Annotated in this window: 19 protein-coding genes and 3 pseudogenes; 17 read left to right on the top strand and 5 right to left on the bottom strand. The window is 69.4% G+C overall.

Annotated elements, in window-relative coordinates; translation table 11 throughout:
* The 4 genes and pseudogenes from ACFV6X_RS28380 to ACFV6X_RS28365 all read right to left on the bottom strand — a co-directional run.
* Positions 1 to 288 (bottom strand): helix-turn-helix domain-containing protein (locus ACFV6X_RS28380; protein ID WP_385388027.1); only part of this gene is annotated, 288 nt, incomplete at its 3' end.
* Positions 289 to 334: 46 nt separating this feature from the next.
* A pseudogene (locus ACFV6X_RS28375) lies at positions 335 to 550 on the bottom strand (IS5/IS1182 family transposase); the annotation flags it as partial.
* Between the two features lie 362 nt (positions 551 to 912).
* Positions 913 to 1,419 carry a peptidoglycan-binding protein gene (locus tag ACFV6X_RS28370; RefSeq protein WP_385388024.1) on the bottom strand — a complete coding sequence of 169 codons (507 nt, stop codon included), beginning with the start codon at positions 1,417 to 1,419 and terminating at the stop codon, positions 913 to 915.
* Positions 1,420 to 1,659: 240 nt separating this feature from the next.
* Positions 1,660 to 2,088 (bottom strand): HAD family hydrolase, encoded by a 429-nt coding sequence (locus tag ACFV6X_RS28365; protein WP_385388021.1) that lies wholly within the window; start codon positions 2,086 to 2,088, stop codon positions 1,660 to 1,662.
* Between the two features lie 956 nt (positions 2,089 to 3,044).
* On the opposite strand from ACFV6X_RS28365, the gene ACFV6X_RS28360 reads away from it, so the two are divergent.
* Together ACFV6X_RS28360 and ACFV6X_RS28355 are read left to right on the top strand one after the other, a co-directional pair.
* Complete coding sequence (locus ACFV6X_RS28360) at positions 3,045 to 6,365, top strand: S8 family serine peptidase (RefSeq protein ID WP_385388018.1); 3,321 nt, start codon at positions 3,045 to 3,047, stop codon at positions 6,363 to 6,365.
* A 122-nt stretch (positions 6,366 to 6,487) separates the two neighbouring features.
* On the top strand, positions 6,488 to 10,204 hold the full coding sequence (locus ACFV6X_RS28355; RefSeq protein WP_385388016.1) for a S8 family serine peptidase: 3,717 nt from the start codon (positions 6,488 to 6,490) through the stop codon (positions 10,202 to 10,204).
* Between the two features lie 1,056 nt (positions 10,205 to 11,260).
* On the opposite strand, the gene ACFV6X_RS28350 is transcribed toward ACFV6X_RS28355, so the two are convergent.
* Positions 11,261 to 11,614 carry a carboxymuconolactone decarboxylase family protein gene (locus ACFV6X_RS28350; RefSeq protein ID WP_385388013.1) on the bottom strand — a complete coding sequence of 118 codons (354 nt, stop codon included), beginning with the start codon at positions 11,612 to 11,614 and terminating at the stop codon, positions 11,261 to 11,263.
* 566 nt (positions 11,615 to 12,180) lie between these two features.
* Here ACFV6X_RS28350 and ACFV6X_RS28345 point away from each other — a divergent pair.
* From ACFV6X_RS28345 to ACFV6X_RS28275, 15 genes and pseudogenes are all read left to right on the top strand, one after another.
* Positions 12,181 to 12,330: pseudogene (locus tag ACFV6X_RS28345) on the top strand (helix-turn-helix domain-containing protein); the annotation flags it as partial.
* Between the two features lie 47 nt (positions 12,331 to 12,377).
* On the top strand, positions 12,378 to 12,785 hold the full coding sequence (locus ACFV6X_RS28340; protein ID WP_385388011.1) for a hypothetical protein: 408 nt from the start codon (positions 12,378 to 12,380) through the stop codon (positions 12,783 to 12,785).
* Positions 12,713 to 13,162, top strand: a pseudogene (locus tag ACFV6X_RS28335) (transposase family protein); the annotation flags it as partial. The gene ACFV6X_RS28340 and the pseudogene ACFV6X_RS28335, both read left to right, overlap by 73 nt.
* 214 nt (positions 13,163 to 13,376) lie before the next feature.
* Complete coding sequence (locus ACFV6X_RS28330; protein ID WP_385388008.1) at positions 13,377 to 14,417, top strand: lytic transglycosylase domain-containing protein; 1,041 nt, start codon at positions 13,377 to 13,379, stop codon at positions 14,415 to 14,417.
* 53 nt (positions 14,418 to 14,470) lie between these two features.
* On the top strand, positions 14,471 to 15,517 hold the full coding sequence (locus ACFV6X_RS28325) for a sigma-70 family RNA polymerase sigma factor (RefSeq protein ID WP_385388006.1): 1,047 nt from the start codon (positions 14,471 to 14,473) through the stop codon (positions 15,515 to 15,517).
* Positions 15,518 to 15,638: 121 nt separating this feature from the next.
* Positions 15,639 to 16,553 (top strand): ABC transporter ATP-binding protein, encoded by a 915-nt coding sequence (locus tag ACFV6X_RS28320; protein ID WP_385388003.1) that lies wholly within the window; start codon positions 15,639 to 15,641, stop codon positions 16,551 to 16,553.
* The gene (locus tag ACFV6X_RS28315) at positions 16,550 to 17,320 is read left to right on the top strand and encodes an ABC transporter permease (RefSeq protein ID WP_196457706.1); all 771 of its coding nucleotides are present in this window, start codon (positions 16,550 to 16,552) and stop codon (positions 17,318 to 17,320) included. Before ACFV6X_RS28320 ends, ACFV6X_RS28315 begins: the two co-directional genes overlap by 4 nt.
* 3 nt (positions 17,321 to 17,323) lie before the next feature.
* Positions 17,324 to 18,139 (top strand): MlaE family ABC transporter permease, encoded by an 816-nt coding sequence (locus ACFV6X_RS28310; RefSeq protein ID WP_385388000.1) that lies wholly within the window; start codon positions 17,324 to 17,326, stop codon positions 18,137 to 18,139.
* A gap of 5 nt (positions 18,140 to 18,144) precedes the next feature.
* Positions 18,145 to 19,356 carry an MCE family protein gene (locus tag ACFV6X_RS28305; RefSeq protein ID WP_385387997.1) on the top strand — a complete coding sequence of 404 codons (1,212 nt, stop codon included), beginning with the start codon at positions 18,145 to 18,147 and terminating at the stop codon, positions 19,354 to 19,356.
* Positions 19,353 to 20,390: an MCE family protein gene (locus tag ACFV6X_RS28300; protein ID WP_385387995.1), complete on the top strand. Its 1,038-nt coding sequence runs from the start codon at positions 19,353 to 19,355 to the stop codon at positions 20,388 to 20,390. Before ACFV6X_RS28305 ends, ACFV6X_RS28300 begins: the two co-directional genes overlap by 4 nt.
* On the top strand, positions 20,387 to 21,484 hold the full coding sequence (locus ACFV6X_RS28295; RefSeq protein ID WP_385387992.1) for an MCE family protein: 1,098 nt from the start codon (positions 20,387 to 20,389) through the stop codon (positions 21,482 to 21,484). Before ACFV6X_RS28300 ends, ACFV6X_RS28295 begins: the two co-directional genes overlap by 4 nt.
* Positions 21,481 to 22,584 (top strand): MCE family protein, encoded by a 1,104-nt coding sequence (locus ACFV6X_RS28290; RefSeq protein WP_385387989.1) that lies wholly within the window; start codon positions 21,481 to 21,483, stop codon positions 22,582 to 22,584. The genes ACFV6X_RS28295 and ACFV6X_RS28290 overlap by 4 nt, the downstream gene beginning before the upstream one ends.
* Complete coding sequence (locus ACFV6X_RS28285; RefSeq protein ID WP_385387986.1) at positions 22,581 to 23,852, top strand: MCE family protein; 1,272 nt, start codon at positions 22,581 to 22,583, stop codon at positions 23,850 to 23,852. Before ACFV6X_RS28290 ends, ACFV6X_RS28285 begins: the two co-directional genes overlap by 4 nt.
* Positions 23,849 to 25,129, top strand: a complete 1,281-nt coding sequence (locus ACFV6X_RS28280) for an MCE family protein (RefSeq protein WP_385387984.1) — start codon at positions 23,849 to 23,851, stop codon at positions 25,127 to 25,129. Before ACFV6X_RS28285 ends, ACFV6X_RS28280 begins: the two co-directional genes overlap by 4 nt.
* Positions 25,096 to 25,671, top strand: coding sequence for a hypothetical protein (locus tag ACFV6X_RS28275; RefSeq protein ID WP_385387981.1), 576 nt, complete (start codon positions 25,096 to 25,098; stop codon positions 25,669 to 25,671). The genes ACFV6X_RS28280 and ACFV6X_RS28275 overlap by 34 nt, the downstream gene beginning before the upstream one ends.
* The last annotated feature ends 4 nt before the right edge of the window (positions 25,672 to 25,675 follow it).

Below are 25,675 nucleotides of genomic sequence, written 5' to 3'. Positions count from 1 at the left end.
CTCAGCGTCGTCGAGGATCAGATCGGCTTTCGGCCGACCGATCCAGCCGGCGTCCTCAAGCCCGGCCATCCGTTCCGCGGCGAATGCCCGACGCCGCTTGCCGACCGTCTTGGCCTGAACACCGACGACCCGCGCCACACTCGCGTTTGACATACCGTCAGCACACGCCAGGATGATGCGGGCCTTCTCGGCCGAGCGCCGGTGCGGAAAATCCGTCCGGCGCACCAACTCAGCGCGCTCAGCCTCGGACAGCGTGATCTCCACAGCAGAAGGCCCGCGATGCGACATGCCAACAGGGTAGTACCTAACCATCAGGATTTCTGGCGCAGCACACTAGCTGGGGCAGGGTCTCGTTCTTGGGCAGGTGCACCAGCGCCAGCAGAGCCTGCTTGAAGCAGCCCAGCCTCCGCCGCCGAGAGCCGCGTTCACACCCTCGGGCATGGATGAGCCACGAGACATGCTCAACCAGCTCATGCGGGACGTCGACCGTGGCACGATACGGGACCAAGCAAGGCTCCTCGGACGATGCGTGGTGCGTAGAGAACACCACCGCAACGACCAGGAGTCTCGCCTCGTCACTCCACCCCGCTGACCTACACCTTCACCCCTACAGGACAGGATGAAAACGGTTCAGTTGGATGAATGCCGCACTAACGGCATTTGCCGGGAGCTACGACTTCGCCGTTCACCACGCTGGAGTCGCTACGGAAGCACCTACTCAAGGCATACCTCGCTAGGATTCATCCATCTCTGATTGTCGACGATCGGCACTTCGACCGTTGCTCCATGCCGACCGGGAACCACCGGTACGATCACACCGGAACCAAGCCGGTGGATCGAGGCTCAGCCGCGGCTGCAACGGGCTTCAGGGTCGCTGCTTCCTTGCTGGCGGATTGCTGGTGTGGCTCGACTTCAGAGTGTGCACCCGCTCGACGAATTATACGCGGCGGTCATATACGTGCCGGTGGTGCTATAGATGTAGTAGGTGCCATTCCTTCGTTGAAAGGCATCCTTTCCCTTGTAATCTACGTTGACACCGTCGCTTTCCAGTGAGAGGAAGTTATCCGCAACACTCAGGGTTGCGGGACCTGCGCTGCCATCCTGCGCAAGCCCGTACCGCTTTTGAAAGGCCTTCGTTGCCGCAGTTGTGGCGGGGCCGAAGTCGCAGTCGATCGAACCCGTGTAAAGCCCTTCCAGGTGGAGGACGATCTGCCAGGTAGCTGTGGCCCTACTGAAGTCGTACGAGTTGTAGTCCAGCGGTCCTTCGTCGCCCCAGTCGTCGGTGATCACGCCGGTGCCGTAGATTACCCCTTGGCTTGTACTCGCACTGGCTGGCGGCGCCACGACTGCTGCCCCTCCAAGTAGTGATGCGGACAGCGCAAAGGCCGTCACGGCACGCCTATAAGCACGCTTCTGCATGACCCACTCCCTCTCACGTCATTGCCTATTTGGCGACGGCCTGACTGGTTCGGCAACTTCCCGCACCAGCCTCAGGCTTTCGGATCTTGTTGAGGCGTAGGGACGATCCCACTTGCGAGCAGGGCAACGCAAGGTCCTTACCAGCGGAATGGGCAAACATCGTAAAATTTGCAAGCGGAGTAGCTCGTCCCGGTTGGTCGTGGAGGCCGAGAGCTCAGCTGAGCCCGCTACTCCGGGCGTCTACGAACCGTCGACCACGAACTTGATGAAAGCCTCCGTGTCGGTCAGGTCGGCGAGCACGGAGTGTGCGCCAGCGGCCCGCAGAGCCTCTGCCGAGGTGCGGCCCGTCGCCACCGCGATGACACGCACGCCGGTGGCGAGGCCGCCTTCGACGTCGACCGGGGTGTCGCCGACGAGCACAGCGTTCTCGACGGCGGTGGCTGACCGGGCGAGTGCGATATCGACGAGTCCCGGCCGCAAGTCCGAGTCCTCGCCATACGCTCCGCCTTCCCAATCGATATCGCGGTCCAGGCCGAAGACGCCCAGCTTGATCTCGTCGGCACCACGGACGTTTTCGCCCGCTGGACCGAGGCCCGGGCGCGGGCCCGTCTGCCCATCGAAGTCGAGGAATCCGGAAGGCGATGAACAGGCCGAGCGGCAGAACGACACAGCCCGCGGCCATCATCCAGCCCACTTTCCACGATGTCTTGCTCCCTGACCTTGACGCACAGGAGCGTCACGAGGACGAGGTAGAAGAACAGTGGCACTGCGACGAAGAAGAGCAGGCCGGCACCCATGGGCCTTCCTTTCGTATGGCACCGGGACCGCCGTTGCAGCAGCCTGGCGGTGGCTTACGGCGAGATGTTGTCGACGAAGTCGACGCTGGGTTCGTCGCAGTGCACGACCGCCGGGACGTTCACCGGGGCCGTCGCCGACGATCGGCACCGGGCGGGTCTTGGCCCCATGGAGTACCGCCGCTGCCGCGGTCGAAGGCATCACACAGACCGCTGTAATCAACCAGGCTGCCCGCACCGCTCGCACAGCTCTGGCGCGGGTGGTGCGAGGCGACGTGCGGCGGGCAGCTGGCCCAGGCACTCCTGCAACGGCACCGGCTGCGGTGTGGTGGTCGGCTGGTCCCAGCTGGTTGCCTGCTGTTGTTGACGCTGGTGTTGTTCGCCGCGTTGGCGGCGGCGTTCGTCGTCGCGCTTGTTCCAGGCGTCGGCGTCGTTGGGGTTGGCCAGCGCGGCGTCCAGGGTTTCCTACTGGCCGCGTCCGTAGCGCCAAGTCCGACGGGCCGTCAGTCCGGCACGGGCCGTCGGCGACGGGCCCGAGCCACCAGCGACGCGCCGTCAGCCACCGCGATCTGACCTCACCTTCGACGCGGAGCCGAGCCCGCCGCCAATCCACAAAGTGTGTCGGCCACGACAAAGCCACTGTCCCGCGCCGCGATTACGTCACCGTATGACATGATTCGTACCGCCGGGGGCCGAGTCACAAAGGTGACATGGCACTGGGATGACACGAACAAACGTTGTGTTTGGTCGATCGCGGCGTCACTCTGTCCCTTCATGACCCCTTTGATCAAAAGACGGCGGCCGAGGGTCCACAGAGCCCGGTCGCAGTATGTGGCGGCCACTGCGCTCGCGGCGTTGCTCGTGGGCCTGACCGTCACACCGGGTGCCGCTCAGGGCGCCGATCAGGCCGACACACCACGGCCGAACAGCCAGGCCGCAAAGTCGCACGGCGTCACCCGCCACCATGTCACCCTGATCACGGGCGACCGCGTCACGCTGGAGACGGCTCCGTCGGGCAAGCAGAGCGTTTCGGTGGAGCCGGCCAAGGGCCGGGAGCATCTCACGTTCGTCAAGCGCCAGGACGGCGACGACTGGACGATCATACCCGTCGACGCACTTCCCCTGATCGCGGCGGACCGCCTCGACAGGGCCCTGTTCAACATCTCGGCCCTGGTCAAGGGGAAGTATGCCGAGCGGTCCAGTCTGCCGCTGATCTTCGAGTTCGCGGGTGACGCGCGGACCGTCGCGAGCCGGCTCACCGCGGCCGGTGCCGGCAGGGTCCACGCCATCCCCGGGACGTCGTTCGCGACCCTCGGTGAAGACCGCAAGGACGCCGCGGAGTTCTGGGAGAACATCGCCCCCGCCAAGTCAGATGCCACGTCCATGGGCGCGGGCGTGCGCCGGGTGTGGCTCGACGGCCGTGCCAAGGTCTCGCTCGACAAGACGGTGCCTCACATCGGTGCACCCCAGGCCTGGGCGAAGGGCTTCAAGGGCGACGGTGTCAAGGTCGCGGTGCTCGACACCGGCTACGACCCGAACCACCCGGACCTCAAGGGCCTCATCGAGGACTCCGCGAACTTCACCGCCGAGCAGAACGCCGACGACCAGCACGGCCACGGCACCCATGTGACATCGACCGTCGCCGGTTCCGGCGCGGCTTCCGGCGGCACGTACAAAGGCGTCGCGCCCGGCGTGCGGATCCTGTCCGGCAAGGTCTGCGACGTGAACGGCTCCTGCGACAACTCCGACATCATCGAGGGTATGGCCTGGGCCGCCCAGCACGGCGCCAAGGTGATCAGCCTCAGCCTGGGCGATGTCGACACCCCGGAGACCGACGCTCTCGAGGCCATGGTCGACACCGTCACCCGTGACTACGGTGTCCTGGTGGTGGCCGCAGCCGGCAACGAGGGCCCCGGCAAGGTCTCCTCCCCCGGTTCCGCCGACCGCGCGCTGGCCGTCGCCGCAACCCAGATCGACGACGAAGTAGCAGACTTCTCCTCGGTCGGCCCGCGGGTGGGCGACTTCGGCCTCAAGCCGGACATCGCGGCCCCCGGCGTCGGCGTCGGCGCCGCCCGGGCGGGCGGCACGACCGCCGAGGACGGCTACATCGGCATGTCCGGAACGTCCATGGCGACTCCGCATGTCGCCGCTGCCGCCTCCATCGTGTTCCAGCAGCACCCCGACTGGACCGCGGAGCAGGTCAAGCGCCAGCTGATGCAGTCGACGGCGGGCGGCCTCGAGCGCGGCGCCTACCGCCAGGGCGCCGGCCGGGTCGACATCGCCCGCGCGATCGACCAGCAGGTGACCGCCGAGCCCGCCGGACTGGACTACGGGCAGATCCGCTGGTCCGACGGCGCTCGGCCGCCGGTGAAGAAGACGGTCACCTACCGCAACCCGGGCAGCGAGCCGGTCACCCTCAGCCTGTCGCTCAACGTGTCCCACGACGCGGACAAGCCCGCGCCGGAAGGCCTCTTCCGGCTCAGCGCGGACAAGGTCACCGTGCCCCCGCACGGCACTGCGGACGTCACTGTCACCGCGACCCCGGAGACCGCCACGACCTACGCGGCGTACAGCGGCGTGGTCATCGCGTCCACCGCCGACGAGACCGTCTCGGTGCGTGTCCCGATCGGTATGGACGTCGAGCAGCCGTCGCACGATCTGCGCATCACCATGAAGGACCGCTCGGGCGGGGCTCCCGACAATGCGTACCTGATCGTCAGCTCGGCCGGTCACGAGACCTACGAGCTGGAACTGCACGGCAAGGGCAGCACCGTGGTGAGGCTGCCGCGCGACAACAACACCTACACCGTGAACGGCTTCTTCTTCGACGCGGCGTTCACCGAGGGCACCGTGGTCGGTGCCCCGAAGGTCGTGATGACCGCCGACCAGGACGTCACCTTCGACGCCCGGAAGGCAAAGCCTGTCACCGCCTCGGCCCCGAGCCGCTCGGCCCGCATCATGTCGGCCGAGATCGGCACCGTGGGACTGGACGGCGGGCTGTTCTCCGTCTCCATGAACGACGCGATCGGCGACGACCACATCGAGCACCTGTACGCCGTCCCGAGTGCACGGGAAAATGACTCGAAGTTCACCTATGTCGTCAGCACCGTCTGGGGCGAGCCCGCCGGCGCCGACGGGAACCCCTCATCGGTCTACTACCTGACCCGGCCGGTGCGTGGGCACATCCCGGCAGACCCCGGCTACAACCCCCGCAAGTCGGAGCTGGCCCAGGTCAACACCACCTTCTCCGCCACCGAACCGGGCAGCACCGCATACCGAAGTGTCTGGATGTATCTCGACAACTTCCGCTTCTACCACGGGATGGACGGGCTTCCGGTACCGAACCGGCGGGTCGACTACTTCTCGACGGCCAAGGAACTGCGCTGGCAGACCGTTTTCGAGCAGAACTTCTTCACGCGGCCGGACAGTCACGGACAAAGCTTCCTCAGCTCCGTGCACGGCTACAAGGCCGGATCCGTCGAGGAGCGCTGGAACGGCGCCGTTCAGGCCACGGGCTTCGCCCCCGAGGGGGTGAACACCTTCCGTGAGGGCAACTTCATGTCGTTCATCGTCCAGGACTCCGCCAACGGAAACCTGGACATGGTGGCAGGAACGTCGACCAGCAGCCGGTCCGGGATGCAGCTGCGGCGCAACGGCGAACTGGTCGCGGACACCCGGAACTACGCCTATGTACCAGACGATGCCGCACCCGCCGACTACCGCCTGACGTTCGAGCAGGACCGCGACCCCGCGAAGAGCTCCATCTCCGCACACCTGCAGGCCGAATGGCAGTTCCGGTCGCAGACAACGGCGACGCGGCAGGTACTGCCGCTGTACGCGGTGCGCATGTCGCCGGAACTGGACGAGTGGAACCGCGCCAGGGCCGGCCACAAGCTCGACATCCCGGTCCTGATCCAGCGCCCGCCGGGCGCCTCCGAGTCGCCGATCCGCACCTTCACCACCGAGGTCTCCTACGACGAGGGCAAGACCTGGCACTCCGCCAAGGTCAAGGGCTCCGGTGACAAGCGCACCGTGACCGTCGACCACCCACACCGCTCTGCGGACGGCTCGGTCTCCCTGCGCTCCTACGTCAAGGACGCCGCGGGCAACTCGTTCAAGCAGACCGTCATCAAGGCCTACCTCCTCAAGTAGCCGGCTGACGGCAGCCCGGGGCCTGGCGGAATCCGTCCGCCGGGCCCCTTCCGCTGGGCCCGGACGCCACCACGGCAGCAAAGAGCACCTCGGCCACGCCGAGCCACCGAAAGGACCCACCGTTGAAGCCACACCGCAGACGCAGGAGCCTGCCGGTCATCGCCGGCGCCTGGATCCTTGCGCTGACAAGTCCGTTCAGCGCATCGGCCGCGCCGCCTTCCGCCCCGCCCCAGCCCCCCTCCTCGGCCGGTGCGGACGGTGGGCCCACCGACGAACACACCATCACCCTGATCACCGGCGACGTGGTGACCACCCGTCAGGCCACCGGGGCCGACGGCAAGCGCGGGGGCGTCGTCACCGTGCGCGGCGCGGACGGCCGGCCTACGCAGACCCACATCACGGAGTTGGGCGACGACCTCTACGCGTACCCCGAGTCCGCCCTGCCCTTCGTGGCTCAGGGGATCCTGGACCGGCAGCTGTTCAACATCACGGACCTGATCGCGGACGGATACGACGACGCGCACCGCAAGCGGCTGCCACTGATTGTTTCCTACACCAAGGCCGACGCCGCGCGCCGTGCTTCCGCCGTCCCCGAGGGTGCGACCCGGGTGCGCAACCTGGACAGCATCCAGGGCGCCGCCCTGACCGCAGACCGCTCCCGGGCGGACACCTTCTGGAACTCCGTGGCCGGGGCGTCGACGGCCGACGGCGCGCGGGCGCAGGACGCCGAGCCGTCCTTCGGCCGCGGCATTGCGCGCATCTGGCTTGACGGTCTCGTACACGCCGACCTCGCCGAAAGCACCGGGCAGATCGGCGCCCCGCAGGTATGGGCGGACGGCAACACCGGTCAAGGCGTGGACGTGGCCGTCCTCGACACCGGCGTCGACGCCGGTCATCCGGACCTCGCGGACCGCATCGCCGCGCGGCAGAGCTTCGTACCGGACGAGAACACGGACGACCACTCCGGGCACGGCACCCACGTCGCGTCCACCATCGCCGGCACCGGTGCGGCCTCCGACGGAAAGGAGAAGGGCGTCGCGCCCGGTTCCCGTCTGCGTATCGGCAAGGTGCTCGGCAACGCCGGCAGCGGGCTGACCTCCTGGGTCCTGGCCGGCATGGAGTGGGCGGCGGTCGACCAGCGCGCCAAGGTCGTCAACATGAGCCTCGGCTCCGACCAGTGGTCCGACGGAACCGACCCTCTCAGCCAGGCGGCCGACCGTCTCAGCGCCGAGACCGGCGCACTGTTCGTGACCGCCGCCGGCAACGCCGGCATACCCGGCGGCATCAGCGGGCCGGGGGCGGCGAACGCCGCTCTGACCGTGGGAGCGGTCGACTCCACCGACAGCGTCCCCTTTTTCTCCAGCACGGGCCCCCGCGTCGACGGCGCGCTGAAGCCGGAGATCAGCGCCCCCGGAGTCGACATCCTCGCGGCCAACAGCCAGTTCAGCGACAACGGACTGGGTTCCTACCAGACCCTGAGCGGCACCTCCATGGCCACGCCCCACGTCGCCGGCGCCGCCGCCCTCCTCGCCGCCGCCCGTCCGGAGCTCACCGGCGGCCAGTTGAAGGACCTGCTGACCAGTAGCTCCCAGCAGACCCGGTACAACGCCTTCGATGCCGGCAGCGGCCGGCTGGACGTCGCAGCGGCATCGCGCACCGAAGTCTTCGCCACAGCGACCGCCTACGCGGCGCAGGGCACAGGCGCGGCCGTCCAGCGCCCGGTGACCTACACCAACACCACCGACGCGCCGGTCACCCTGGCGCTGTCCGTCACGGAGGCCCACGCCCCCGCCGGGACATTCCGGCTGTCCGCCTCCCAGGTGGTCGTGCCCGCGCAAGGCACCGCCGACGTCAAGGTGACGATCGACAGCTCCGGCATCACCGATCCCGGCCGCTACACCGGCCAGGTACTGGCCAAGGACACGGCCGGAAACGTCGCGGCGCACACCGCGGTCGGCGTCGGCTTCGTCGCGCGCAAGCTGACCTTGACATTCAAGGACGCCAAGGCTGAACCCATGTCCGGTGTCGCCCAGGTGTTCAGGTCGGGCGACGCAGCCGGCCCGATGTACGTCGTCATCGATTCGTCCGGCACCGGGCAGATCTACGTGCCCAAGGGCATCTACTCCGTGCTGGCGTTCAAGACGGTCGAGGGCGTCCACGGCCCTCACTCCAAAGGCATGGCCCTGCTCGGCGACCCGGAGGTCCGCCTGGACGCAGACACCACCGTGACGCTCGACGCCTCCAAGATCAAGCGGATCGACACGACAACCCCGCAGCGGACGGAGGTGACTTACCAGCGGCTGGACTATCACCGCTCGATGGGGGGCGTCATCCTGCGGGACTACATGGAGACGCAGACCAACTTCGACAGCCTGTGGGCCCAGCCGGCCACCGACAAGGTCACGCACGGCGACTTCTACCTGGCCGCTCGCTGGCGCAAGGAGCAGCCCGCGCTGGCCGTCTCCACCCGAACGGCCGACTTCACCGATGTACTGCGCCAGGACGGCGTCACCCCGCTGCCCACGGGAACCAGGAAGCTACCGCTGGTCTTCGCGGGACAGGGTGCGAGGGCGGACTACGCCTACCTCGACGTACGGGACAAGGCCGTGGTGATCCGCCGCAACGACGATGTCTCCGACATCGACCAGGCCGCCAACGCGATGGCCGCGGGCGCGAAGCTCATGCTGGTCGTGAACAACGAGGACGGCCGCGGTTTCCGCGGCTACAACCAGCCGTTCGGGCCCCCGGTCACGCTCGACGTGGGACTGCTCAGCCCCGACGAGGGCGAGAAGCTCGTCCAGCAGGCCAAGCTCCGCAATGCCGAGGTCTCCGTCGCCTCCCAGCCGGTGAGCCCGTACGTCTACGACCTCATGCAGACCTGGCACAACCAGATCCCGGACCACATGGTGGTGCAGGGCAGCGCCAAGAACCTCGCCCGGGTCGACGTCACCTTCGGGAGCCCGGCGCCGAGCCGCGCCGGCGGCGAGTTCCGCTTCGACTGGCCCAAGTACAACAACTGGGCCATAGGCGGCAGTATGCCGGAGCCGACGAAGGGGAAGCGCACCGACTGGGTCTCCACCGGGGGCGACTACAGCTGGAGTCAGGAGGCGTACGCAGAGGGCGTGATCTACGAAGTCGAGCCCAAGACCTCCTACCGGGCGGGCAGCACACAGTCCCAGGAGTGGTTCAAGCCGATCCAACGCCCCTTCCTGAACGACGCCTTCCGCCAGCCCACCCGCAAGGGCAACTTCCTGTACATCGACATCCCGGGCTGGGGCAGCCGGAACCACGTCGGCATGGACCAGTCCGGCGCCGGAATCAGCCAGCAGCAGACCCTCTACCAGGGCAGCACCCAACTGGGCCAGGGGAACTTCACATCCGTGTGGGGTGACGCCCCCAGCGCCGACAAGCTGCCGTACCGGCTGGTCGTCACCGGTGAGCGCAAGGTGACCTTCACGCCGTACTCATCCAGCACGCGCACCGAGTGGGACTTCACCTCGAAGGCCCGGACGGACGACTCCGCGGCGGTGCTGCCGCTGGTGCAGCTCGAGTACGGGATCGGCACCGACGGCGCGGGACGCGCGGGGCGGCACCACACCCTGTCCGTCACCGCCGCTCATCTGCCGGATGCCGCCGGCGCCGGGAAGATCGGCGCGGTCGGCCTGGAGCTGTCCTACGACGAAGGCCGAACCTGGCACAAAGCCGACTGCGGCAGTGACGGACGATTCCGTCTGGGCGCCCCCAGGAAGGCGTCGTTCGTGTCTCTGAGGGCGAACGCCAAGGACGCGGCGGGCAACGCGGTGCGCCAGACGGTGATCAAGGCGTTCGGCCTGCGCTGAGGCAACGAGGCTCCTGGACGCGCTCGACCCGCCCCGGGGCTGTGCCGCCTACCCTGCGATGGGTCGAACTGAGCACGCGGCAGCACGATCGGGGCCGCGGGCCGTCACCCCGTCCTTCAGGGCTGAACGCTTCGCATCTGCCACGGCGTCTCGTGGACAACGCTCAGCCCCGGGGCTTCCGGCCGCGACGAGAAGATCCTCGCCGCGGCCGGCCATGGTCGGCCGCGGCTGCGCCAGACGCTGGCGTTGTAGCAGGTCGGGGCGTACATCGTGCAGACGCAGAGCACGCTGCCAGACCATCTGTCGCTGTTGGGACAGGATCCGGCACAGCCAGACGCGGACGTCCCCGAGAGTCACGACCCCGAGCGACCTGCTGGGAGACGTTCCGACCCGAACACCCCACGGCTCAGGGGTCGCTTTCTCCCGTTGTGTCATCCCATGATGCAGATGTGATCCGGTGTTGTCGGGTCACCCCAAGAGATAGTGGCTTCGCCCGTGAGGGGGCGGGCCACCATCAGGTCGGCCATCGCCAAGTGGATCATGGCCTCGGTCCGCGCCTGGTGGAATTGAGGATCCGTTGCGAGAACCAGGGCAGCCGCACGCGCGTAGCCGCCAGCCTGCAAGAGCCGCTCGTGGAGGACGCCCTCTACAAGATGGAGTCCGACTGCCGAGGCATCAGGCCGCATCGGGACCGTGGTCGGCCATGCTTCATGGCGTCGTAACCGACGTCCACGGAAAGGGCAGCCATACCCGGGCAACAGCACCCTCGCCGTCCACTCCGATGGCGGAATCCTCCCCAGCGTTCGCGCATGGCGCCGTGGAACCGCGCGGAAGGACTTCTCTGCGGCAACCTCAACCACGTACAGGTCGCGGCCGTCGTCGCGGAGTTGTTGAGCGATCCCGCCGTCACCCCAAGCGGCCCGGACCTGGCGTCCTTGACCACCTCGGCATCCCCGCCGCCGGCCAACTCATGAACGTGATCGTGCTCATTGCCCTGCTGTCGGCGATGGACGCCAACATCTACGGCTCCTCTGCAGCCCGGGCCGCAGGCTTCCTTTACGCGTCCGGGGTGTCGTTGCTCTCAGCCCTGTCGAAGAACTTCATCGCCATGAAGCCGTGAGCGTAACCGCCGCCTGCTCGCAGCGCTGCGGCGATCATGATCGTCTCGGCCAGTTCCTGCTGGGTTGCCCCTGCGGAGTGTGCGGCCTTGGTGTGTGCCTCAATGCAGTATGGGCACTGGGTGGTCAGCGCCACGGCCACCGCCATGAGTTCGGTGTACTTGGGTGGGATGACGTTGTCACTGCCACGCATGACCTGTGCGTCCCAGGCCATGAATGCCTTGAACGCCGCTGGTGCGCCGGCGCGGATGTGCTTGGCGTACTGGTGGTCGGCGTGCTCATGGTAGGACATGAGTGCTCCTGCGCTGTAAGTTCAGGGCTGCGTAACGCGCTTGCGTCCCGAAGCCGGCTGGGTGGATGGGAGTGGGCTGGGGTGGGGCCGGTAAGCGATGCGTAGTAGACGGCGGGTCTCGATGTGGCCGATGCGCGCCACGTCCTTGCCGGAAGTTGCCCTTGATCTGTCCGACGACGTAGCCGTCGGCGTTGAGTGCGGGCCGACCGCCGCGGAAGGGAAGGGGCGCTAGTCGGGAAGGCCGGTCGAGTCGGTCACGGCAGCGCTGCCCGGCAGGCCGCCCAGGAGGCCGGACGCGTGGGAACCGCGGCGGCGACTATCGGGCGCCTCCGTACCGTGCGACGGGCGGTATCGCTCGTCCCTGGGGACTCTGTAGTCATGATCGGTCCTTGCGCGTACGAGTCATGGGCCACCTTCGCCTTTTACGGCGAGCGGCAGTCGCTGTCTTCAGACATGACCGCCGACCTTGGCTGCGTGTGACAACTGTGCTCGTGATCGGTTGGGACTGAAGGGTTGGGTGACACCTGACCTGGCTTGCTGAGAGGGCGGCCTGGAAGGATGTTGCAGTGGCCAAGAAGGAGTTCCGCGAGGACGTCGTGCGGGTCGCGCGCGACCGCGAGCCCGGTGTCACGTGGGAGCAGATCGCCGCTGATTTCGGGGTCCACCCGATCACGTTGTCGAAGTGGCTGCGGCGCGCCGAGACCGATGAGGGCGCCAGGCCCGCAACGATGTCGGGTGAGTCGGCCGAGCGGCGGGTCTGGGCGTGGCGCTGCTGTCGGCAGCGATTCCGTACACCCTGGACATGGCTGCCCTGCGGTGTCTGCCGCCGAGGACCGAAGCAGTACTGGAGAGTCCGGAGCCGGCTGTTGCGGGCCTGGCCGCAACGGTGGTGCTGGGTGAAATCCTTACCGCACTGCAGTGGGTGGCCATTGCGTGCGTGGTCGCTGCGTCGATCGGCGCGGTGTACACGCCCCGGAAGAAATCGAAGCGACAGTGCACTGGGGCAGCGTTCGGCCTTCGTTTCGTCGAGGACCAGACGGTGGAGCTTCGCCCACATCCTGGTGGCCTTCGACCACTCGGTGAAGCGCCGGTGAGCTGTCCCTCCCGACGTCCAACCGGGTCGGCGACGGCCGCGCCGACTACTCCGGCAAGCACCGCCGCCACGGCGTGAATCTGCAGGTCATCACCTACCCGCAGGGCGAGATCGTATGGATCTCCCGCGCTCTTGCGGGCCGTACCCACGACCTGACCGCGGCCCGTACCCATCGCATTGTGACCACCTGCGTCCGCCTCGGCATCCCCGCACCGGCCGACCTGGCCTACCTCGACGCCGGCGGCACCTTCGCCACGCCGACCAGACGCCCGCCCTGCAAGGAGCTCACCGCCCGGCAAAGATCGCTGAACCGGGCACACGCCCGGCAGCGGTATCCCGTCGAACGCGGAATGGCCGCCCTCAAGCGCTGGCGCATCTTCCGTCACGCCCGCTGCAGCCCCAACCGCCTGTCGTCAGCAGCCAAAGCCATCCTCACCCTGGAGAAGCAACGCTGAAATGGCTCATTGTGCCGCCCGGCCGGCCGCCCGACGACCGCCGTCGTGCGTGACGGAAGGTGCGGCAGGGGTCGACGGTCCCGGGCAGGCTCCCGCAGACGGGCATGGAAGTGCTCCCAAACCACCTGCCGAACCGGCACGTCCCGCGACGGACCGGCGGCCCCTCCCCGTAGAACAGTCGACCGCACTGACCGCACCGGGAGGGACCGCACCGATGTCAGAACGGCACAGGATCACAGGCGCGAAGGGTACGGCGATCGCGGTGGCGGCGATGGCGGTGCTGACCGCCTCTCAGGCGCCGGGGGCCGCCCCGTCGGCGCGGGCCACCGCGCCCGAGCATCCCGCCCCCGGCACCGGGCGCGGGCCGAGTGTGTCCGGGGACGCCCCGTACCGCATGGATCTCCCGCCGCTGCGAGCGCGGGGGGCCGCGCTGTCGCCGGGGGGCGGCGCGCTGCCGGCGAGCGTGTTCGCCGCCTACCGGCGGGCTGAGGCCCGCCTGGCGCACGTGGCGCCCGGCTGCGGGCTTCGGTGGCAACTGCTCGCCGCCATCGGCCAGGTGGAGTCCGGCCAGGCGCGCGGCGGGCGGGTGGTCGCGGACGGTACGACGCCGACGCCGATCCTCGGCCCACGCCTCGACGGCAACGGCTTCGCCCTCATCCGGGACACCGACGGGGGTTCCCTCGACGGGGACACCGTGTACGACCGTGCGGTCGGTCCGATGCAGTTCATCCCGTCGACGTGGGCGGTGTGGGGCGCGGACGGCAACGGCGACGGGCGGGCCGACCCCCACAACGTCTTCGACGCGGCGCTCGCCGCCGGGCGCTACCTGTGCGCGGGCGGCCGGAATCTGGCCGCGCCCGGAGACCTGGACGCGGCGATCCTCGGCTACAACCACTCGACGGCGTATCTGGGGACGGTCCGGGCGTGGTTCGCGTACTTCCTGGAGGGCCACCGGGTCGTTCCGGACACCGGAACGGCGGGCGGTCGCAGCCGTGAGCGCGAGGACTCCGAACCGGTGCCGCGTGAGCCGTCGCCCAGACCGCGAACCAGCCGGACCGGCGGTGGTTCCGGTACGCCCTCCCCTGCCCCGTCCCGGTCCTCCTCCCCGTCCCCGACAGCACCGCGGCCGACCCCCGCCGGCCTCCCCTCCACCCGGCCGCAGCCGCCGCTCCCGCTGCCGGACGCCGGTGTCGACCTGCCCGGAGACCACCTGCTTGGCGCCGCCCCCTCCACAAGCATGGCTACCGGGCGGTAATGTCGCCCTCCGCCGGGCGCACCTGGCCGGCGGATGAGCGCGAAGGGGCCCTCATGGCTACGACGGACATGCCCGCGGAGATACAGGCGGCCCACGACCGGTGGGAACGCATGTGGAGCCATCGCGAGCACCTGCTCAAGGTGGCCCGCCGCCGGTCGATGTCCCTGGAGGACGCCGAGGACGCCGTGCACGAGGCGATGCTGCGGGCGGCCGAGCGTCCCGACCTGGACGACGAGCGGCTCGCCGCCTGGCTGACGACGGTGACGATACGGCTGTGCGTCGACCGTTACCGGCAGGTCAACCGCGAGGCCGAGGTGCGCACCAGCCCGACGCTGATCGCTCCCGGACCGGTGCCGGTCGAGGAGGCGGTGTGCGACCGGGCCGAAGCCAAGTGGCTGGCCGTGCGCAGTGGGGAGCTGCCCGCGCGTCAGGCGGAGGCGCTCCGGCTGAAGTCGCAGGACCTGGACGTCGGTCAGGTCGCCGTGCGGATGGGCCTGAGCTACCGGACGGTGGAGTCGCTGCTGGCCCGGGCCCGCCGCACGCTGCGCAACTCGCTGGCCGGCACGCTCGGTCTCGCCCTGTTCCTGTGCGGCCGGGGCAGGCCGCGCGGGGCGTCGCAGGCTCAGGCCGTCGCTCTGGCGTCCACGGCGGCGACCCTGGCGGTGGCCGGGTTCGTGCTGCCGTACACCTACGACGGGGACGGGCAGGGCGCGGCACCCGGGACGTCGGTCTCCCCGGCGCCGGAGGCGGGGCAGCGACCGGACACGCCCGGCCCGGTGGCATCCCCGGACGCGCCCGGGCGGTCGGCGCCTTCGCCGACCGGCGCCCCGGCGGCGACGCGCACGCCGGGCGACCGGCCGCTGCTGCCGCTGTCGGTGCCGTCCCTGCCGGAGGTGTCCGCGGCGCCGGAACTGGCGGAAGTACCCGAGGTACCCGTGGTACTGGAGGTGCCCGTGGTACTCGAGCTGCCCAGCGTCCCCGCGACCCCGAACGCGCGCGACCTCCCGAGCGCCGTACCGGCCCGCCCCGGTCTGCCGGGGATCCCCGGTCACCCGAACCCGACGGACGGCCTCGACGCACCCGTGAACCCCCTGCCGTAATCTCCCCTCAACCGGTCCGCAAAAATATTTCGGTTCCGCCGCGACGGACCCCCCGCCCCTCCCCGTAGAGCAGATGTCGGAGCTGCTCCACGGGTGACTTCACGGGCGAAGGGTGGACCGGATGGGTGTCGAGATCTGTGTGGAAGGGCTGACCAAGTCCTTCGGTCACCAGGTCATCTGGCAGGACGTCTCGCTGACGCTGCCCGCCGGTGAGGTCTCGGTCATGCTCGGCCCCTCGGGCACGGGCAAGTCGGTGTTCCTCAAGACGCTCGTCGGACTGCTCAGACCGGACCGGGGCTCGATCACGATCCAGGGCCGGGACGTCACCAGGCTCCGCGAGCACGAACTGTACGAGGTGCGCAAGCTCTTCGGCGTGCTGTTCCAGGACGGCGCGCTGTTCGGCTCCATGAACCTGTACGACAACATCGCCTTCCCGCTGCGCGAACACACCCGCAAGCCGGAGAGCGAGATCCGGCGGATCGTCCTGGAGAAGATGGACATGGTCGGCCTGATCGGCGCCGAGGGGAAGCTGCCGGGCGAGATCTCCGGCGGGATGCGCAAACGGGCGGGACTGGCCCGCGCGCTCGTCCTCGACCCCGAGATCATCCTCTTCGACGAGCCGGACTCGGGGCTCGACCCCGTCCGCGTCGCCTACCTCAACCAGCTCATCGTCGACCTCAACGCCCAGATCGACGCGACCTTCCTGATCGTCACGCACGACATCGCCTCGGCCCGCCAGGTCCCGGACAACATCGGGCTGCTGTTCCGCCGCGAGCTGGTGATGTTCGGGCCCCGCGACCAGCTCCTGACGAGTGACGAACCGGTCGTACGGCAATTCCTGAACGGCCGGATGCAGGGGCCCATCGGCATGGCGGAGGAGAAGGACGCGGCCCAGGTGGAGCAGGAGCTGGCCCAGATCGGCGAGACCACCGACTCCCAGCCCCTCACGCCCCGGCTGCTGCCCAGCCCCGGCATCACCCGGCCGCCCCGCTGGCAGACCATCGCCGAGCGGGAGGAGGAGGTGGCCCGCGCATGAGCCTCAACCCCGTCGGTGCGCTGCGCCACTCCGGCAGCCTGTTCGCGATGGCCCTGGACGTCGTACGGACTGTCCCCAAAAGGCCGTTCCAGGTGCGGGAGTTCATTCAGCAGGCGTGGTTCATCGCGAGCGTCACCATCCTGCCGACCGCCCTCGTGTCCATTCCCTTCGGCGCGGTCATCGCCCTGCAGATCGGCAGCCTCACCCGGCAGCTGGGCGCCCAGTCGTTCTCGGGCGCGGCCTCCGTGCTCGCGGTGCTGCGCGAGGCCTCGCCGATCGTGACCGCGCTGCTGATCGCGGGTGCGGGCGGCACGGCGATCTGCGCGGACCTCGGCGCGCGGAAGATCCGGGAGGAGATCGACGCGATGCAGGTGCTGGGCATCGACCCCATCCACCGGCTGGTCGTGCCGCGTGTGCTGGCCTCGATGGTGGTGGCGGTGCTGCTCAACGGCCTGGTGTCGGTGGTCGGCGTCGCGGGCGGCTACTTCTTCAACGTCGTCCTCCAGGACGGCACACCGGGCGCGTATCTGGCCTCCTTCACCACCCTCGCCCAGCTGTCCGACCTGTGGGCGGCCGAGATCAAGGCGCTCGTCTTCGGCGCGATCGCCGCGATCGTCGCCTCGTACAAGGGACTCACCGCCAAGGGCGGCCCGAAGGGCGTGGGCGACGCGGTGAACCAGTCGGTGGTGATCACCTTCATGTTGCTGTTCGTGACCAACTTCGTGATGACCGCGGTGTACTTCCAGGTCGTCCCGCAGAGGGGCTAGCCGATGAGACTGATCGACCGCCCGCTGAAGTCCCTTGAGGACCTGGGCGCCCAACTCACCTTCTACGGCCGCTCGCTGGCGTGGACGGCCCGCACCCTGCGCCGCTACAAGAAGGAGATCCTGCGCCTGCTCGCCGAGGTCAGCTTCGGCCGGGGCGCGCTCGCCGTCGTCGGCGGCACGGTCGGCGTGATCGCCTTCCTGTCGTTCTTCACCGGCACGGAGGTGGGCCTCCAGGGGTACGCCGCGCTCAACCAGCTCGGCACGTCCAACTTCGTGGCGTTCCTGTCGGCGTACTTCAACACCCGGGAGATCGCCCCATTGGTGGCCGGGCTCGCGTTGTCCGCGACGGTCGGCGCCGGGTTCACCGCCCAGCTCGGCGCGATGCGGATCAGCGAGGAGACCGACGCCCTGGAGGTCATGGGCGTGCCGTCGCTGCCGTTCCTGGTGACCACCCGGATGATCGCCGGGTTCGTCGCGGTGATCCCGCTGTACGTGGTCGGGCTGCTGTCGTCGTACCTCGCCGCCCGCACCATCACCACCGGCTACTACGGGCAGTCGGCCGGCACCTACGACCACTACTTCCAGCAGTACCTGCCCCCGGTCGACGTGCTCTGGTCCTTCGGCAAGGTGCTGGTCTTCGCCGTCGTGATCATCCTGGTGCACTGCTTCTACGGCTACTACGCGAGCGGCGGCCCAGCGGGCGTCGGCGTCGCGGTGGGCCGGGCCGTGCGGACCTCGATCGTGGCGATCAACGTCCTTGACTTCTTCCTGTCGCTGGCGATCTGGGGCGCCAACACGACCGTGCGGATAGCGGGGTGAGCCGGGTGAGGGTGCTGAGGCTGCGGTTGTACGGCGTTGTCTTCATCGCCGTACTCACACTGCTGCTGTCCCTGTCCGTCGCCATTTATCAGCAGGCGTTCACGCCGGTCGTGCGGGTCACACTGGAGGCCGACAGCCTGGGCAACCAGCTCGACCGGCGCGCCGACGTCAAGCTGCGCGGGCTGCTGGTCGGCGAGGTGCGCGGAGTGCGCGCGGACGGCACGAAGGCCACGCTGGACATCGCGCTCAAGCCGGAGCACGTGGCGTACATCCCCGCCGATGTGCACGCGCGGCTGCTGCCCAAGACGCTGTTCGGGGAGAAGTACGTCGACCTGGTCGTGCCCGCCGGTTCGTCCGCGCGGCCGATCCGCGCCGGGGACGTGATCACCCAGGACCGCACCCGGGTCGGCATCGAGCTCCAGCAGCTGATGAACGACCTGCTGCCGCTGCTGCGGACCGTCGAGCCCGGAGAACTCAACGCCGCGCTCTCCGCGTTCGCCACGGCACTGGAAGGGCGCGGCGACCGGATCGGCGACAACCTCACGCGCCTGGAGGCGTATCTGCGCAGGCTCAACCCGCATCTGCCGTCCCTGAAGGAGGACATCGCGCGGTTCGCGGACGTCGCCGAGGTGTACGGCGACGCGGCGCCGGACCTGATACGGATCCTGCGCAACACCGTCACGACCAGCCGCACGCTGGTGGAGAAGAAGGAACAGTTGGCCGCAGCACTTACCTCGACCACGACCACCGCCCGCACGGCGGACGGCTTCCTCGCCGCGACCGGCGACCGTCTGATCACCCTGGGCCAGGTCTCCCGGCCCACGCTGGAGCTGTTCGCCCGCTACTCGCCGGAGTACCCGTGCCTCCTCGACGGCCTGGTCCGGCAGGAGGCGGCCTCCGAGGAGGCGTTCCGGGGCGGGCGGATGCGGATCACCCTGGAAGTCGTACGGCAGCGGCCGGCGTACGATCCCGGCGAGGAGCCCCACTACGGCGAGCGGTCCGGCCCGAATTGCCGGGGCCTGCCCCACCCGAGCGTGCCCGCGCCGCACACCGAGCTCGACGACGGTACGTCGGAGGTGTCCGGCACCCGGGCCGAGCAGCGCGCCGTCGGCTCCCTCGTCGCGCCCGTGCTGGGCGTGCCCGCCGACGAGGTGCCGCCGGTCGCGACGCTGCTGTTCGGGCCGATGGCGCGGGGGACGGCGGTGAGCGTCGCATGAGCACCACCGGAGCACGCGCGGCCGCCGCACCGCTGATCAAGTTCAGTCTGTTCGCGCTGGTGACGATCCTGGCGACGGCCCTGCTCGCCGCCACCATCGTCAACATCTCCTTCACCCCCGAGCACACGTACCGCGCGGTCTTCAGCGACGTCACCAGCCTGGAGGAGGGCGACGACATCCGGGTGGCCGGGGTGCGGGTCGGCGAGGTCGAGGGCATCCGGATCAAGGACCGGACGCGGGCGGAGGTCACCTTCACCGTCTCCGAGGACCGCCCGCTGCTCACCAGCACCGGCGCGGTGATCCGCTACCGGAACCTCGTCGGGCAGCGGTACGTCGCCCTGACCGAGGGCGCCGGCGACGGCACCCGGCTGCGGCCCGGCGCGACGATCCCGCTGTCGCGGACCCAGCCCGCGCTGGACCTCAACGCGCTGCTGAACGGCTTCAAGCCGCTGTTCGCCGCGCTCAGCCCCAAGGACGTCAACCAGCTCGCCACCGAGATCATCAAGACCCTCCAGGGCGAGGGCGGCACCGTCAACAGCCTGCTGGCGCACACCGCGTCGCTCACCACCACACTCGCGGGCCGGGACAAGCTGATCGGCTCCGTGATCGACAACCTCAACAGCGTGCTGGAGACGCTCGACCAGCGCGGCGCCCGTTTCTCCGGGCTGCTCAAGCAGCTGCGCCGGGTGATCTCGGGGCTGTCCGCCGACCGAGAGCCGATCGGCGAGTCGCTGGTGAGCATCGGCGACCTGACGGAGGCGACATCGGGACTGCTCGCGGACGCCCGCCCGCCGCTGACGGACGACATCGCCGAGCTGACCGAGCTGACCGGAACGCTGAACAGGAACGAGAAGACGGTGGAGGGCGTGCTGAGGCGGCTGCCGAACAAGCTCAACGAGCTGACCGGGACGGCGTCCTACGGCTCCTGGTTCAACTTCTACCTCTGCGACTTCGACGGCCGGATCGTGCTGCCGAAGACGCGTGAGGTGATCACGCCTGAGCTGCACGTGGCGAGGGCGAGGTGCGGAGCATGAGAATCCGGCTGCGGCACAAGCGCGGGGCTCGTCCCGAGCCGCTGGTCAAGGTGCGCGTCGAGTGGCCGAAGCTGCCGCGCGTCCGGCTCCCGCGCATCGGACGCCGACCGCGCCTCACCCCCTTCCGCGAGCGCAACCCCGTCACGATCGGCTCCGTCGGTCTCACCACGCTCGCGCTGCTCACCGTGGCCGCGTTCAACGCCGACTCCCTGCCGGTGATCGGCGGCGGAGAGACGTACAGCGCCGCCTTCGCGGAGGCGGGCGGGCTGAAGCCCGGGGACGAGGTGCGGATCGCCGGGGTCAAGGTCGGCAAGGTCCAGGAGGTCGACCTGGACGGCGACCACGTCAAGGTCACCTTCAAGATCAAGGGCGACCCGGAGTTCGGCACCTCGACCGGGGCCTCGATCCGGGTGAAGACGATCCTCGGCGCCAAGTACCTCGCCCTGCACCCCAAGGGCCCCGGGCAGTTGGCGTCCGGCAGTGAGATCCCGCTGACGCGGACCGTCCCGGCGTACGACGTCGTGCAGGCGTTCAGCGATCTGACGACCACGACGGAGGAGGTCGACACCGAACGGCTGGCGACGGCCCTGGACACCATCTCCACCACCTTCAAGGACTCCCCCGCCGAGGTACGGGCGTCCGTCAAGGGCCTGTCGAAGATCTCCCGGACGGTCGCCTCGCGCGACAAGGCGCTGCGCGAACTCCTGGACCATGCCAACGGGGTCACCGGCGTCCTGGCCGAGCGCTCCTCGGACTTCACGGCCCTGGTAGAGGACGGCGACAAGCTGTTCAAGGAGATCAGCAGGCGGCGTGCGGCCATCCACAAGCTGCTGACGACCTCCGCCGCGCTCGGCGTCGAGCTCTCCGGCCTGGTCGAGGACAACGACAAGGAGATCGGACCCGCGCTGAAGGGCCTGAACCGGGTGGTGGAGATGCTCGAACGCAACCAGTCGAGCCTGGACCGCAGCGTGCGACTGCTCGCGCCCTACGTCCGGGTCTTCACCAACACCCTCGGCAATGGCCGCTGGTTCGACTCCTACGTACAGAACCTGGTCGCCGCCCCCGTGGTGCCGAGCACGGGAGGCTCGCGATGAGGAAACGTCTGGCGCTGCTCGTCGTGCTGACCCTGGTCGCCGCAGCCGCCTTCGTCCTGTGGCCCCGCACCGAGAAGACGCGGGTCACCGCCTACTTCCCGCGCACCGTCGGCATCTATCCCGGCTCGGACGTCCGGGTCCTCGGCGTCCGCGTCGGCGAGGTGAAGGCCATCACCCCGGAGGGCGGCCGGGTGCGGGTGGAGCTGGAGTACGACGCGGCGCGCAGGATTCCCGCCGACGCGCAGGCCGCGATCATCAACTCCTCTGTGGTCAGCGATCGTTACGTGCAGCTGCTGCCGGTGTACCGGAAGGGCCCGGCGCTGCGGGACGGCGCCGTCATCCCCGAGTCACGCACGGCCGTGCCGGTCGAGCTGGACCGGATCTTCGACAGCCTGCACACCACGGCCGAGGCACTCGGCCCCGAGGGCGCCAACAAGGACGGCTCGCTGTCCCGGCTGCTCGGGGTGAGCGCGGAGAACCTCGACGGTCAGGGCGGCAACATCCACCAGACGGTGAAGGACCTGTCGGAGGCGGTCACCACGCTGTCCGACGGGCGCGGGGACCTGTTCGGCACCGTGCAGAACCTGCATGTGTTCACGGCGGCGCTGGCGGCGGACGACAAGAGCGTGCGGTCGTTCAACACCAGCCTCGCCCAAGTGGCGGAACAGCTCGCCGGGGAGCGCAAGGACCTCGCGGCGGCGCTGCGCAACCTCGGCACGGCGCTCGGCGACGTGTCCGCGTTCGTGAAGAAGAACAAGAAGTCGCTGACCTCGAACGTGAAGGGCCTCAGCAAGGTGACCAAGGTGCTCGTCACCCAACAGGCGGCGCTGGAGGAGCTGTTGGAGGTAGCCCCCACGGGTCTGTCGAACCTCCAGACCGCCTACAACGCATCCTCGGGCACCCTCGACACCCGCAACAACCCGCAGCACCCGCAGGATCCGGCCGCCCTGCTGTGCTCCGTGCTGAGGACCACCGGCGAGAGCGCCGACTGCGCTGAGCTGGAGAAGCTCTTCGGCTCCCTGCCCGAGGTGCCGACCGTGCCCGCCGCGCCGGGCACGGTCGACCGAACACTCGGCGGCATCCTGGAGGGCGACGCATGAGCGGGCTGCGCAGATGTGCGTGGGTGGCGGTCGGTTCGCTGCTGCTGTCCGGCTGCGAGTTCAACGGCTGGTACGACGTCGAGCTGCCCGGCGGCGCCGCCTCGGACGGCCGGGCGTACCGCGTCACCGTCGAGTTCCGCGACGTCCTCGACCTGGTCCCGCAGTCGGCGGTGAAGGTCGACAACGTGACCGTGGGCGCGGTCGAGAACATCGAGCTGGACGGCTGGCACGCGCGCGTACGGCTGCGGGTCGCCGACTCGGTGAAGCTGCCCGCCAACGCGGTCGCCGAGCTGAGACAGACCAGCATGCTCGGCGAGAAGTACGTCGCCCTGTCCGCCCCGCCCGGCACGGCGTCCGTGGGCCGGCTCGGCGACGGCGACCGCATCCCGCTCAGCCGCAGCGGTCGCAACCCGGAGATCGAGGAGGTGCTGTCCGCCCTGTCCGCGCTGCTCAACGGCGGTGGAGTGGCCCAGCTCAAGACGATCACCGTGGAGCTGAACAAGGCCCTGGAAGGGCGCGAGAACCGGGTGAAGTCCCTGCTCGGGGAGCTGGACACGTTCCTCGGCGGCCTGGACGACCAGCGCGCGGACATCGTCCGCGCGATCGAGGCCGTCGACCGGCTCGCGGGACGGCTCGGGAAGGAGAGGAAGACGATCGCCACGGCCGTCGACACGATGCCGCCCGCGCTCAAGGTGCTCGCCGACCAGCGGCGCGACCTGACGAAGATGCTCACCGCCCTGGCGAAGCTGGGCACCACGGGCACGAAGGTGATCAAGGCCGCCCGGGACGACACGGTAGCCAACCTCAAGCAGCTGCGCCCGATCCTCCAGCAGCTGAACAAGGCGGGCGACGACCTGCCCAACTCTCTTGAACTGCTCACCACTTACCCCTTCCCGCGGAACGCGGTGGACGCCATCAAGGGCGATTACGTGAACCTGCGCGTCACCGCGGACCTCGATCTGGCGAGCCTCTACGGCAACCTGACGGAGGAACCCGAAGGCGGCGACGGGGGCGGCACTCCCGAGGCACCCGGCCTTCCGGATCTACCCGATGTGCCTGATCTGCCGAATGTTCCCGATGTCCCCGACCTGCCGGGCGTGCCCACACCCAGTCCCGACCTGCCCGAGGCGCCGGCTGACCCCTCGCCCCCGTCCGGAGACCTGCTGTGCCCGCCGGTGTGCACGGCTGCTCACGGCACCGGCCAGGACCTGCCGCCGGGGATCGACCTCGCGCTCGCGGAACTGCTGCTGAAAGGGATACAACCGTGATCACGCGTACGGTCAAGGCCCAGCTCGCCGCATTCGCCGCCGTCACCGCCGTCGGTGTCTCGTACGTCGGCGCCGAGTACACGGGCCTGGTGGACGGCGTACTCGGCCGCGGCTACACCGTGCGGGCCGACTTCGCCGAGTCCGGAGGCATCTTCAACGGCGCCGAGGTCACCTACCGCGGGGTGCCGGTGGGCCGCGTCGGGACCCTGCGGCTGACCGGCGACGGTGGGGTCTCGGTCGCGCTGGACATCGAGTACGGGGCTCCGCGCATCCCGGCGGACACGCTCGCCGTGGTGGCGAACCGTTCGGCGGTGGGAGAGCAGTACGTCGACCTCCAGCCGCGCGGGTCCCGTGGGCCGTACCTGCTGGAGGGCAGCACGATTCCGCGCGACAGGACGCGCGTTCCCCTGCCCACCACGGATCTCGTCCTCGGCCTCGACAGGCTGGTCAATTCGGTCGGCAAGGACGATCTGCGGGTCACCGTCGACGAGTTGGGCAAGGCCTTCGCCGGTACCGGCCCGCATCTGAGCAGGCTGGTCGACTCGGGCAACGCGCTCGTCGAGTCGGCGTCCGAGTCGCTGCCCGAGACGATCGCGCTGATCGAGGACTCCCGGAAGGTGCTGAAGACGCAGGCCGACCAGGGCTCGTCCATCAAGGCGTTCTCGCGTGATCTGGCGCTGCTCACCGGCGAGTTGAAGTCGAGCGACGGCGATCTGCGCAAGCTCATCGGCAACGCGAAACCGGCGGCGGTCGAGCTCAACTCGCTGCTGAGGTCCATCGAGCCGCGGCTGTCGGTGCTGCTGGCCAACCTGATCAGCGGCGGACAGGTCACGCTCGCCCGGCTGCCCGGCGTGGAGCAGGCGCTGGTCACCTTCCCGGTGGTGGTCGCGGGCAGCTACACCGTCGTACCCGGCGACGGCACCACCCACTTCGGCCTGGTGGTGAACGCCGACGATCCGCCGCCCTGCACCCAGGGGTACGGCGGCACCGCCCGGCGCGACCCGGCCGACACCAGCACACGCGAGGCGAACACCGGGGCGCGCTGCACGGCCCCGCGCGGCAGCGCCACCTCGGTGCGCGGCGCGCAGAACGCCCCCGGCGCCTCGTCCGGCACCGGGGGCGCCGACCGGACGGCTTACGTGACCCCGTACGACCCGGAGACCGGCAGCTTCACCGGCCCGGACGGAACGCCCGTCGAGATCGGCTCGACGGGCGGCCAGCAGACCGTCTTCGGAAAGGAGTCGTGGCAATGGCTGCTCGTAGGACCGATGGCGTGAGCCTGATCGGTGGCATGACCGGGATCGTGCTCCATGCGACCCGGAGCTTCGTCACGCGGGCCGGGCGTTCCAGAACCCTGTCCGTGGGGCTCGCCGTGGCGACCGTCCTCACCACCGCGTCAGCGCTCCGGCTGGCCGACGCCGTCCACGACCAGCGTGCGGAAGAGCAGCGCCGCCAGGACATCCTGGCGGCGGCCCGCCAGTCGGCGCTGAACTTCACCTCGCTCGACTACCGGCGTTACGACCGGGACAGCGCCAACGTGCTCAAGGGCGCGACCGGTGACTTCAAAGGTGAGTTCGCCGCGCAGACCAAGGAGCTGACCGAGCTCGTCGCGCGGAACAAGTCCGTGTCCGAGGGCCAGGTCCTCGACGCGGGCATCGTCCGCTCCGACGAGCGCTCGGCCCGCGTGCTCGTGGTGGCCGACAGCAAGGTGACCAACACCGCCGTGCCCGAGGGGGAGGCGCGCACCTACCGGCTGCAACTCGACCTCGTCCACGAGGACGGCCGCTGGCTGACCTCCGACGTCGAGTTCGTGGGCTGACCCG

It is taken from the genome of Streptomyces sp. NPDC059861 (assembly GCF_042731435.1).
In the GTDB taxonomy this organism is placed as follows: Bacteria; Actinomycetota; Actinomycetes; order Streptomycetales; family Streptomycetaceae; genus Streptomyces.
The sequence above is the reverse complement of the archived record's forward strand: the minus strand, read 5'-3'. Positions and strand labels throughout refer to the sequence as shown.